Below are 11,727 nucleotides of genomic sequence, written 5' to 3' on the forward strand. Positions count from 1 at the left end.
CCTTGAATGAAACGGACGCAAACTCAGTTGGCGCTCAGCAACGCCTGATCCTCGATGTCTCTACACGCCTTACCGCGTCGCTCCGGCAACATGCCGCGGTCGAGGATGAAACGGACGATCGTCTCGACACCGACGCCGTCGTGCAGATTGGTGAACACGAAGGGGCGTTCGCCGCGCATCTTCTTGGCGTCGCGCTCCATCACCTCGAGCGACGCATGAACGTAATCGGCGATATCGATCTTGTTGATGATCAACAGATCCGATTTGGTGATACCCGGCCCTCCCTTGCGCGGAATCTTGTCGCCGGCGGAGACATCGATCACGTAAAGCGTCAGGTCCGACAGTTCGGGACTGAACGTGGCGGCCAGATTGTCGCCGCCGGATTCCACCAGCACCAGTTCCAGCGAGGGATGTAGCGAGTGAAGGTCATCGATGGCCGCCAGATTCATCGAGGCGTCCTCGCGAATCGCGGTATGCGGGCAGCCCCCGGTTTCCACGCCGATGATGCGATCTGCGGCCAGGGCATCGTGGCGCAGCAGGAAGTCGGCATCCTCACGGGTGTAGATATCGTTGGTCACCACGGCGATATCGTAGTGTTCGCGCAGCGCCAGACAGAGCTGCTTGAGCAGCGCGGTCTTCCCGGAGCCTACCGGGCCGCCGACACCGACGCGTAAACAGTGCTTCATCTTGTTGCTCTCCTATTCCCTTCACCTTCAACGGCTATCTCGTCCGAAGACGCTGAATGAATCGCGGCATTCGGACGGCGTCTTCGTCAGCTGCGGAACAGCCGTGAATACTGTGTCTCGTGCAGAGCGCTTGCCAGCGCCAGGCCCGGCAGAACCGGACCCAGCTCGGCATCCGATAACCGATTGGCCACCTCGACGGCGCTGGCCAGCTCGGGCCGAAGCCGCTCGATGAGCCGCTGCGCCGCCGTCTGCCCCAATGGCAGCGCCTTGCAGGCAGCCGCCAGCTGGTTTTCCAGCCATGCCCAGGCAAAGCCGAGCTGGGCATCCTCCACGGCAATGCCGCGCCGATGGGCAAGCCAGGCGAACAGCGTGACGTAGGCCGGGCGCTGCGGTAACCAGCCGGAAGCCGGCAACAGATCGAGATCATCCAGCAGGCGGACCAACGCCTGCCCCAGACGCAGATCCTCCTCTGCCAGCTCGGCGGTCTCGCGGTTGGCCTGGAGCCAATCGTTCCAGTACTGCAACGCCTCGTGATCCTCCACCGCCCAGGCGGCCTGAAGCCGGGCCAGCACCGGCAGCTCACATGACGTCAGACCGTCTTCCAGCACGCCGGACAACCACGCGTTCAGGCTCTCTTCGTCGCTCACCCAGTTCAGCTCGAAGGCACTCTCGAGACCTTGTGACCAGGCAAAGGCACCGATCGGCAAGGCCGGGCTGACCAATTGCATCAATCCCATCAGCGCCAGCGGATCACGTTCACGCATCGACTACCACCGCTCAATGCTCATGGTTATGACCATGACGGTGGGCCAGGTGTGGCTGAAGGTCGTAGACCTGCCCATGGCCGTCCGCGGGATCGTGATGGTGACCATGATCGTGCCCATGTCCGTGACCGAGACCCTCGGCGTAGGCGCCCGGCTCGGGATCGAACGGCGCCTTGTGTCGCTCCAGCGTCGCGCCCAGTCTCGCTGCCAGCGCCTCGAGAACGTGGTCTGGCGGGAAGCGTACCCAGCCGCCTTCGTCGTCCTGGCCGATCGCCAGTTGCACGTGCCGGTTACCCAGGTGATAGCAGAGCCGAGCCAGCGCCAGGCCGGACGGGACCGATGCCGTCACGACAGACTCATCGGCGGCCCGGATGGCGACGATCTCGCCGGTTTCGGCGCGCAGCAGCGCCCCATCCCGCAGCACCGGTCCGCGATCCAGAAAAATGCCGATCTCGCGCCCGCCATTGCTGATCGCCTTCAACCGTCCCCGCATTCGCAGTTCGAACGGTAGCGTTACGCTGTCGAGGGCCTCGGCGTCGGATGTCGCCTCCAGCCGTTCAATCAATTTCCACATGTCTGTTCGCCTCATGAAGGCCAATACCGGGCACCCGGAATAACCAGACGATAGATAATCGAAAAAGTGCCCTGGCCGACGGTTGAATATCCCACTCAAAAAAGATGATAACGCTGCGCCAGCGGTAGTTCGGTCGCCGGTTCGCAGGTCAGCAGCTCGCCGTCGGCACGCACTTCGTAGGTCTGCGGATCGACGGTGAGATGCGGGCAGGCATCGTTGAGCTTCATGTCCCTCTTGCGCACGCCCCGTACCTGCCTGACCGCAACGAGCTCGCTCTCCAGCCCCAGCCTTGCCTTGATCCCGGCATCCAGCGCCGCCTGACTGACGAAGCTCAAGCGAGTCGCACTGGCGGCCTTGCCGAAAGCGCCGAACATCGGCCGATAGTGTACCGGTTGCGGTGTCGGAATCGACGCATTGGCATCCCCCATCGGTGCGGCCGCGATCATGCCGCCCTTGATGATCAGCGCCGGCTTCACGCCGAAGAATGCCGGGCTCCACAGCACCAGGTCCGCCAGCTTGCCGACTTCGACGGATCCCACTTCGTGGCCGATGCCATGGGTCAGCGCCGGGTTGATAGTGTATTTGGCAATGTAGCGCCGAGCACGGAAATTGTCTGCGCCCAGCGCTTCGTCTTCCGGCAGCAGGCCACGCTGCACCTTCATCTTGTGGGCGGTCTGCCAGGTGCGGCAGACCACTTCGCCGACCCGCCCCATCGCCTGCGAATCGGACGAAATCATCGAGATCACGCCCATGTCGTGGAGGATGTCCTCGGCGGCGATGGTCTCGCGGCGAATGCGCGAATCGGCGAAGGCCACGTCTTCGGGAATGTTCGGGTCGAGATGGTGGCAAACCATCAGCATGTCGAGATGCTCGTCGATGGTATTGACCGTGTACGGCCGGGTCGGATTGGTCGACGACGGCAGCACGTAGTCCTTCGAGCAGGCGGTGATGATATCGGGCGCATGGCCGCCGCCCGCGCCTTCGGTATGGTAGGTGTGAATACCGCGTTCCTTGAACGCGGCGATCGTGTCCTCGACGAAGCCGGATTCATTGAGCGTATCGGTATGGATCGCCACCTGGACATCGTATCTTTCCGCCACGCTCAGGCAGTTGTCGATCGACGCGGGCGTCGTGCCCCAGTCCTCGTGCAGCTTGAGCCCGATCGCACCGGCGACGATCTGCGCTTCCAAGGCTTCCGGCAGACTGGCGTTGCCCTTGCCGAGCAGGCCGATGTTCATCGGCAGGGTATCGACCGCCTGCAGCATCTTGCCCAGATGCCATTCGCCCGGCGTACAGGTGGTGGCGTTGGTGCCGGTGGCCGGCCCGGTACCGCCGCCGAGCATCGTCGTCACGCCGCTCATCAGGGCCTCTTCCACCTGCTGCGGGCAGATGAAATGGATATGCGCGTCGATACCGCCGGCAGTCAGGATCTTGCCCTCGCCGGCAATGATTTCGGTGCCCGGGCCGATGACGATCTCGACCCCGGGCTGCACGTCGGGGTTGCCGGCCTTGCCGATGGCGGCGATCCGCCCCTTCTGCAGGCCGACATCCGCCTTGACCACGCCCCACCAGTCGAGAATCAACGCGTTGGTGATGACGGTATCCATGACCGAATCGTCATGACGCTGGCTCTGCCCCATGCCATCCCGGATGACCTTGCCGCCGCCGAACTTGACCTCGTCGCCGTAGACAGTGGCGTCGCGTTCGACCTCGATCCACAGTTCGGTATCGCCCAGGCGTACCCGGTCGCCGACGGTCGGGCCGTACATGTCCGCATAGGCTTGTCGGGTAATCTTGACCATCAGTCGGCCCCTCCACTTTTATCGCCTGTGGGCACCTCTCTCGACGAAGACTCTCTTCGCGCGTCCTCGGGGGTGTTAGAAAGCTGCGCGTTAGATAGCAGCGGCCCCATCACCTCGGCACGGAAGCCGTAGACGCGGCGTTCGCCGACGTAGGGCACCAGTGTTACCTCACGGGTCTGTCCCGGCTCGAAGCGGATCGCCGATCCCGCCGGCACGTCGAGGCGGTAGCCCCGGGCCTTGGCGCGATCGAAGGTCAACGCCGGGTTGGTTTCGGCGAAGTGATAGTGGGAGCCCACCTGCACCGGCCGGTCACCGGTGTTGGCCACCGCCAGCGTGAGCGTCTCGAGACCGGCATTGAGCTCGATCTCGCCGTCCTGAATCTGCATTTCACCGGGAATCATCAGCAAACCTCAAACGATGGGGTCGTGAATCGTGACCAGCTTGGTGCCGTCGGGAAAGGTCGCCTCGACCTGCACTTCATGGATCATCTCGGCGACACCGTCCATGACGTCCTCGCGGGTCAGGATCTCGCGGCCATAGCTCATCAGCTCGGCCACGCTGCGTCCGTCACGCGCCCCTTCCAGGATTTCGAAGCTGATCAGCGCCATCGCTTCCGGGTAGTTGAGCTTGAGCCCGCGCGCGCGCCGCCGTTCCGCCAGCTGTGCCGCACTGAACAGCAGCAGTTTGTCTTTGTCTCGGGGTGTCAGTTCCATATCGATGTCCTGTCTGTAAGCTACGAGCTACGAGCTACGAGCTACGGGCATTGCAATGATGCGCCGGCTTCGGGGCAGCGCAGACGACAGTGCTGGGCCGCTTCGACCAGTATCCGTCGCCGTCGGCATGATGACTACGTGTACCAGATTCGCGGCTCGCACGCCTCGCGGCCGACCAGTAGCGGCCTGAGCGCATGCCAGGCAGCACAGCATAAATCCCACGCTTCATTGCGCGAACCGCCGAGATAACGCAGCAGCAGCACGCCATGACGCTGGGTCACGGCCCAGTTCGGGTTTGCCGGCAGCGCGTCTCGCACCGCTTCAACCGCCTGGCGCGGATCCGTCAGGCCGGCCGCCCACAGCGTCGCCTGGACCGTCGCGCCGCCCTGCCCCCAACGCCCCGAAAAGCGCCGGTGCAGCGGGTCCAGCGGTTGCCGCTCGAGCCATAGCGGCCGACCGTCGTGAAGTAATTGAAAGCGCTGCTCGATGCGACCACTCTCGAACGGGAGATGGCTGGCCGGACGCCCCAGCGCCATGATCTCCCACCCCAGGCAGCGCGCATTGCCCGTCAGCGAGATCTCGGTGCGCTGCTCTCCTTTCGAGCCGTCGAAGGCGATCGTCTCCTGGGGCAGCCACTCCAGTGTCCCGCCATCCTCGACCTCGAGCCGGTTGGTCTGGGACCAGACCACGCCGTGACTGTCTGCCCGATAGAGCTTGGTCGCCGCCGGCGTGGTCAGCACGGCATGCGCCGAAGCCTCGACGTTCACGTCGATCTTCAGGGCATCGCCGCTGACCAGCCCCCCCGGCGGATGCAGCAGGTAGACATGGCAAGGATCGGCCAGCCCGGCCCGATACGGCTCCGGATAGAACGGCCGCTGCACCCGCAAGGGGCCGTGATGTCGCGCTCGGGTCAACCGCGTGCGCCTCATTGGCGCCGCGCCGGTGGATGCCGTGCCCATGGTGCGAGCCGCAAACGCGAGCGACAGCGACGCCTCCCAACGTCGGGTCGCATCGAACCGATGCCCCGAATCGGCGGGGGCCGCCTGCCAATGGCGTGAAGGATCTACCGTCATACTGTCAGGTGTCGCTTGATCAGGTCGTCGCTCAGTTCGGCAATATCGCCACCGGCCACCGCCTGCCCACGATCCATGATCATGAACCTGTCGGCATACCGCCGCGCGAAAGGCAGCTTCTGCTCGACCAGCAGCACGGTCAGGCCATCCTCGCGATTGAGACGCCGGATGACTTCGCCGATCTGCGCGACGATGTTGGGCTGAATGCCCTCGCCCGGCTCGTCGAGGATCAACAGCCGCGGGTCGAGCACCAGCGCCCGACCGATGGCCAGTTGCTGCTGTTGACCGCCGGAAAGATCGCCACCGCGACGATGGCGCATCTCGTTGAGCACCGGGAACAGCTCGTAGATACGCTCGGGAATCCGGCGCTGCCTGTCTCTTCTCGCCGGCAGGCCGATGCGCAGATTCTCCTCGACCGATAGGGTGGCAAAGATCTGGCGCCCCTGGGGCACATAGCCGATCCCCATGCCCGCCCGCGCTTCGGGTCGCCGCTTGAGCAGCGCCTCGCCGTCGAAGCGAATCGCCCCGCTGCGCGCCGCCACCTCGCCCATCACGGTCTTGAGCAGCGTCGTCTTGCCGACGCCGTTGCGCCCCATGACGCAGGTACAGCGGCCGGCAGGCACCTCAAGCGACAGATCGCGGAGGATGTGGCTTTCGCCGTAGTACTGATTGAGCTTGTCGACACTCAGCATCAGGCCGCCTCCTCGTCGCCGCCGAGATAGACCTCGATCACCCGCGGATCGCTGGCGACCTCGTCCATGGTTCCTTCCGCCAGCACGCTGCCCTGATGAAGCACCGTGACCTGCCTGGCGATCGAGCGCACGAAGCCCATGTCGTGTTCGACGACCACCACCGACTGCTGGCCGGCGAGCCGCGTCAGCAGCTCGGCGGTGCGGTGCATCTCCGGCTCGGTCATGCCGGCGACGGGCTCGTCCACCAGCAGCAGCCGGGGCCGCTGCATCAGCAGCATGCCGATTTCGAGCCACTGCTTCTGCCCGTGCGACAGCACGCCGGCCAGGCGATGCCGTGCCGAGGTCAGGCCGATGGTCTCGAGCACCTCGTCGATACGCGCCTGGCCTTCCCGGTCGAGCCGGGCCAGCAAGGTCTTCCAGACCCGCCGGTCGCCGGCCATCGCCAGTTCCAGGTTCTCGGTCACGTCGAGTGCTTCGAAGACCGTCGGTTTCTGGAACTTGCGGCCGATTCCCAGATTGGCGATCTGCGGCTCGTCCAGCGTCAGCAGATTGTGGCGGCTGCCGAACCAGACCTGCCCGTGATCCGGCCGGGTCTTGCCGGTGATGATGTCCATCATCGTCGTCTTGCCAGCCCCGTTGGGGCCGATGATGCAGCGCAGCTCGCCGTCATCGATGGTCAGGTTGAGCTGATTGATGGCTTGAAAGCCGTCGAAGCTGACGCTGACGTCCTCCAGGTAGAGAATCGGACCGTGCCGCACGTCCACTGGCGACTGCGCCGGCGCCATGAAGTCGAAAACACGATCCGGACGGGCGAACTCCCGCAACCTGTCGAAGCGAGTGCTATCGATCACGCTCATGCGCTCACCTCCTGTCGATCCTGCTCTTCGCCATCGTGACGCTTCCCGCGCCAGGTCGAGATCACGCCGGCAATGCCCTGCGGCAGCAACATCGTGACCAGCACGAACAGGCCGCCGAGAATGAACAGCCAGGCATCCGGCATTACCCCGGTCAGTACCGTCTTCAGGTAATTGACCACCAGCGCCCCCAGCAGCGCCCCGTAGAGCGTCGCCCGGCCGCCGAGCGCCACCCATACCACCACCTCGATCGAGAACAGCGGCGCGAAGGTGCTCGGATTGATGATGCCGACCTGCGGGACATAAAGGGCGCCGGCCACCCCGGCGATCATCGCCGACACCACGAACAGCGCCAGCTTGACGTGGTCGACCCGGTAGCCGATGAAGCGCACCCGCGCCTCGGCATCGCGGGTCGCCACGCTGACCCGCCCAAGGCGAGACACCGTGATCGCCCGGCACAGCCAGAACGCCAGCAGCACGGCCATGCCGGATGCCACGAACAGCGCCACGGTCATGCCCTCGCTCGCGAGCGAAAAGCCCAGCAGCTCGTAGAAGCGCGTCAGTCCGGTGCTGCCGCCCATGCCCATCTCGTTGCGATTGAACGCCAGCATCAGCGCAAAGGTCAGCGCCTGGGTGATGATCGAGAAGTAGACCCCGGTCACCCGCGAGCGAAACGCCAGCCAGCCGAATACCAGCGCCAGCAAACCCGGTGCCAGCAGAACCGCCAGTGCCGCCACCGGAAAGTAGGTCATGATCGACTGCCAGCCGGGCAGCGGTGAGGTCTGCGCGTTGAGATAGAGCCCCATCGCATAGCCGCCCAGGGCAAAGAAGGCGCCATGCCCCAGGCTGAGGATGCCGAGATAGCCCCAGATGAGATCTACCGCCAGCGCCAGCAGCATGTAGGTGAAATACTTGCCGAGCAGCGATACCGTCGCGTTGCTGACGTGCCAGGCGCTCGATTCCGGCAAGGCGTTCAATACCAGCACCACGAGCATGCCGACGATCAGCACCAGGCTGGTCAGGAGCGTCGAGCGGGACAGGAACGCCTGACGCGACCGATCACGTTCATGCAGTAAGGTTTGGGTCGTCATGAGGTCCGCCCCTTGGGTGCAAAGATGCCCTGCGGGCGCTTCTGGATGAACAGGATCACGCCGACCAGCACGATGATCTTGGCCAGTACCGCGCCGACCCACGGCTGCAGCACCTGATTGATCACGCCTAGCGACATGCCGGCGACCAGCGTTCCCCACAGGTTGCCGACCCCGCCGAAGACCACGACCAGGAAGGAGTCGACGATATAGCCCTGGCCCAGGTTGGGGCCGACGTTGGTCAGCTGTGACAGCGCCACGCCGGCGAGTCCGGCAACACCGGCACCCAGCCCGAACGTCAGCATGTCGACACGGGTGGCACGTACGCCCATGGCGCGGGCCATCGCCCGGTTCTGGGTCACTGCACGCACCTCCAGCCCCAGCCGGGTATAGCGCATCAGCGCCCACAGGCCGGCAAAGACCACCAGGCAGAAGAGCAGCACCGCCAGCCGGTTGAGGGTCAGCGACAGCGCCTCGTTGATCTGCCACGCCCCCTGCAGCCAGTCCGGCGAGGTAACGCGACGATTGAGCGGCGAGAACACGCTGCGCACCAGCTGCTGCAGGATCAGGCTGAGGCCGAAGGTGGCCAGCAGCGTCTCCAGCGGGCGTCCCTTGAGAAAGCGGATTACCGTGCGTTCGATCACCACCCCGAACGCACCGGCGACCAGGAAGCCGCCGGGAATGGCCAGCGCCAGCGCCAGCCCCGGCTGCCCCGGTAGCGCCTGCTGGATCATCCAGGTGGTATAGGCGCCGATCATGATCAGCTCGCCATGGGCCATGTTGATCACGCCCATGACGCCGAAGGTGATCGCCAGGCCGATCGCCGCCAGTACCAGAATCGAACCGGCACTGAGACCGAAGAACAGCGTCTGCGCGCGGTCGTACCAGGCGCGCTTGCTCTCGATGCCGCCAAGGACCGACTGCGCCTCGGCGGCGAGCTCGGAATCACCAGCGGCGATCGGGGTCAACGTATTGCGCACCCGCGTATCGAGATTGCCGCGCAGGGTGTCGAGCGCGTCGATATCGCCCTGCTGGACATCGTAGAGCGCCAGCGCGACATCGAGCTGGCCGCGAACGGACTGACTCTTCTCGTCGTCGCGCATCGCGCGCACGCTATCGGCGTTGTCGGCCGTGACCTCGCCGATCAGACGCCCAGCGGCCGCCAGCCGAGAGGCTTCGTCGCCAGCGCCCAGGGAGAGCGAGGCCAGCAGCCCCTGGATACGGGTACGCAGATCGTTGTTGATCTTGAACGCCTCGACCGTGCGCCGCGTGCCGGTGCCGGCGTCCTCGAACGTGATGGCATCGATGATCGGCCACTCGCGGCCGCTATCATCGGTGATGATGTAGAAACGCTCGCCGCGACGCTCCTTGCCCAGCCGGCCGTCGAGCAGCGCCTGCAGCCAGCGCGTCTTCTGCTCGGCATCGCTCTCGGCAATCGCCTGGGCGGCGTCGCCCTTGTCCTGGAAGCTGCGCGTGTCGAGCGCTTCCAGCAGCGTTCGTGGCTTTTCTTCTGCCTGCGCCTGCGGCTCGCTGGGGGCGGCCGCGGCGGCTTGATTGATGCCCAGACCCCATGCCATCAATAGGCACAGCAGCATGGAATGGGTCAGCAGGCGCGTCAGAAAACGGCCTGTCGAATGTTGAATCTTGGTCATGTTCTTTCCTCGACACCGCCCTTTCGGTGTGGCGTCAGACCCAGGTTCTGCTCGATGCCGCCGACGCCCGCTGGGGCGCCGGCAGCCTGGCTTCATTCGGCGCCCGGGCCGTCTTCGCAGGTCATCGATTCGACGTCGAGCTTGCCGCAGCGCAGCGGTGCTCTCCAGTCGCTGATCAGGTTCTTCGACTCCGGCAGGTAATCCGACCAGGCATCGCCGGCGACGGTCGTCGGGGTCTGCCAGACCACGCTGAACTGCCCGTCGTCCTGGATCTCGCCGATCATCACCGGCTTGGTGATGTGGTGGTTGGGCATCATGGTCGAAGCACCACCCGAGAGGTTGGGCACGGTCACGCCGATGATCGAATCCTTGACCGCGTCGACATCGGTGGTCCCGGCCTTCTCGACTGCCTGGGTCCACATGTTGAAGCCGATGTAATGCGCCTCCATCGGATCGTTGGTCACCGCCTCGTCATTGCCGGTGTAGGCGACCCAGTCGTCGATGAAGTCATAGTTGGCGTCGCTGTCGACGCTCATGAAATAGTTCCACGCTGCCATGTGACCGACCAGCGGTGCGGTATCGATACCGGTCAGCTCCTGCTCGCCCACCGAGAACGCGACGACGGGAATGTCGCCCGCGGAGATGCCCTGGTTGGCGAGTTCGTTGTAGAACGGTACGTTGGCATCGCCGTTGATGGTCGAGACGACGGCGGTCTTCTTGCCCTGGCTGCCGAAATCCTTGACCTGCGAGACGATCGACTGCCAGTCGCTGAAACCGAACGGCGTGTAGTTGATCATGATGTCGTCGCCGGCGACGCCGTTCGCCTTGAGATAGGCTTCGAGGATCTTGTTGGTGGTGCGCGGGTAGACGTAGTCGGTGCCCAGCAGCGCCCAGCGCTCGACGCCCTGGCTCATCAGGTAGTCGACGGCCGGGATCGCCTGCTGATTGGGCGCGGCGCCGGTGTAGAAGATATTCTCCGATGACTCCTCGCCTTCGTACTGCACCGGGTAGAACAGCAGCCCGTTGAGCTCCTCCACCACCGGCAGCACCGCCTTGCGGGATGCGGAGGTCCAGTTGCCGAAGATGACGTCGACGCGATCGTCGCCGGTCAGCATGTCGCGAGCCTGTTCGGCGTAGAGCGACCAGTCCGATGCCGGGTCCATCACCACCGGCTCGAGCTGGCGACCGAGCAGACCGCCAGCGTCGTTCTGCTTGTCGATCAGCATCAGCATTTCGTCCTTGAGCGTCGACTCGCTGATGGCCATGGTGCCGGAGAGCGAATGCAGAATGCCGACACGAATCGGGCCATCGTCCTGCGTCTGTTCCTGGGCAATGGCAGCACTACCGAAACCGGTCAGCCCCAGCGCGATGCTGGAACCGGCAATCAACTTGCGAAGGGAGGTTGTTGTCATTGGGTTCTCCTGGTCATGACCCTTGGTGATCGGCCTGATGATCGTAAATATCCGCGCACCAGACGCGACTATCGATCGAAGAACCTTATGCATTTTTCGTGCCTTGATCGCCGCCCTCGTGATTCTCGCATACAAAAAAGAGCGAAAAGCACGGTAAATTCCGTCAACGAGCCAGAAATTGGTGCAAACGAAATCCCTTGGGCACCGCAAAATTGTCGTTAATGGTGCATTCACTGCCGAAGCTGCACAGTCATTGCACCCTTTTCGAGCAAAAAGATAGCGCCATTACGATTGGCGCTTCATGAGAGTGCATGGGGACATTGGCAGGCCGCCGAGGTCGGCTCGAAAAGTCCTCGAACCGATACGGCGATGAGACACGAAGCGGCGGCGCTCGATGCGCGCCGCATGCCAGGGTCG

The 11,727-nt window shown here is 64.2% G+C and carries 11 protein-coding genes and 1 pseudogene; all 12 read right to left on the reverse strand.

The window, feature by feature from the left end:
• Positions 1 to 23: 23 nt before the first annotated feature.
• The 12 genes and pseudogenes from ureG to urtA all read right to left on the reverse strand — a co-directional run bounded on the left by ureG (position 24) and on the right by urtA (position 11,310).
• Positions 24 to 686, reverse strand: a complete 663-nt coding sequence (gene ureG, locus R3F72_RS03205; RefSeq protein ID WP_087717973.1) for an urease accessory protein UreG — start codon at positions 684 to 686, stop codon at positions 24 to 26.
• Positions 687 to 772: 86 nt separating this feature from the next.
• Positions 773 to 1,450, reverse strand: coding sequence for an urease accessory protein UreF (locus R3F72_RS03210; RefSeq protein ID WP_332778892.1), 678 nt, complete (start codon positions 1,448 to 1,450; stop codon positions 773 to 775).
• Positions 1,451 to 1,463: 13 nt separating this feature from the next.
• The gene (gene ureE / locus R3F72_RS03215; RefSeq protein WP_332778893.1) at positions 1,464 to 2,024 is read right to left on the reverse strand and encodes an urease accessory protein UreE; all 561 of its coding nucleotides are present in this window, start codon (positions 2,022 to 2,024) and stop codon (positions 1,464 to 1,466) included.
• 95 nt (positions 2,025 to 2,119) lie between these two features.
• Positions 2,120 to 3,826, reverse strand: coding sequence for an urease subunit alpha (gene ureC / locus R3F72_RS03220; RefSeq protein WP_332778894.1), 1,707 nt, complete (start codon positions 3,824 to 3,826; stop codon positions 2,120 to 2,122).
• Between the two features lie 98 nt (positions 3,827 to 3,924).
• Positions 3,925 to 4,227, reverse strand: a pseudogene (locus R3F72_RS03225) (urease subunit beta); the annotation flags it as partial.
• A 9-nt stretch (positions 4,228 to 4,236) separates the two neighbouring features.
• On the reverse strand, positions 4,237 to 4,539 hold the full coding sequence (locus R3F72_RS03230) for an urease subunit gamma (RefSeq protein ID WP_332778896.1): 303 nt from the start codon (positions 4,537 to 4,539) through the stop codon (positions 4,237 to 4,239).
• Between the two features lie 134 nt (positions 4,540 to 4,673).
• Positions 4,674 to 5,612 (reverse strand): urease accessory protein UreD, encoded by a 939-nt coding sequence (locus R3F72_RS03235; RefSeq protein ID WP_087717978.1) that lies wholly within the window; start codon positions 5,610 to 5,612, stop codon positions 4,674 to 4,676.
• Positions 5,609 to 6,304, reverse strand: coding sequence for an urea ABC transporter ATP-binding subunit UrtE (urtE, locus tag R3F72_RS03240; protein ID WP_087717979.1), 696 nt, complete (start codon positions 6,302 to 6,304; stop codon positions 5,609 to 5,611). The genes R3F72_RS03235 and urtE overlap by 4 nt, the downstream gene beginning before the upstream one ends.
• The gene (urtD, locus tag R3F72_RS03245) at positions 6,304 to 7,161 is read right to left on the reverse strand and encodes an urea ABC transporter ATP-binding protein UrtD (RefSeq protein ID WP_087717980.1); all 858 of its coding nucleotides are present in this window, start codon (positions 7,159 to 7,161) and stop codon (positions 6,304 to 6,306) included. The genes urtE and urtD overlap by 1 nt, the downstream gene beginning before the upstream one ends.
• Positions 7,158 to 8,249 carry an urea ABC transporter permease subunit UrtC gene (urtC, locus tag R3F72_RS03250; protein ID WP_179208821.1) on the reverse strand — a complete coding sequence of 364 codons (1,092 nt, stop codon included), beginning with the start codon at positions 8,247 to 8,249 and terminating at the stop codon, positions 7,158 to 7,160. Before urtC ends, urtD begins: the two co-directional genes overlap by 4 nt.
• Positions 8,246 to 9,898: an urea ABC transporter permease subunit UrtB gene (urtB, locus tag R3F72_RS03255; RefSeq protein ID WP_332778897.1), complete on the reverse strand. Its 1,653-nt coding sequence runs from the start codon at positions 9,896 to 9,898 to the stop codon at positions 8,246 to 8,248. Before urtB ends, urtC begins: the two co-directional genes overlap by 4 nt.
• Positions 9,899 to 9,990: 92 nt before the next feature.
• Positions 9,991 to 11,310: an urea ABC transporter substrate-binding protein gene (urtA, locus tag R3F72_RS03260; RefSeq protein ID WP_332778898.1), complete on the reverse strand. Its 1,320-nt coding sequence runs from the start codon at positions 11,308 to 11,310 to the stop codon at positions 9,991 to 9,993.
• Positions 11,311 to 11,727 lie beyond the last annotated feature (417 nt).

Source organism: Salinicola sp. 4072 (genome assembly GCF_036663415.1).
In the GTDB taxonomy this organism is placed as follows: domain Bacteria; phylum Pseudomonadota; class Gammaproteobacteria; order Pseudomonadales; family Halomonadaceae; genus Salinicola; species Salinicola salarius_A.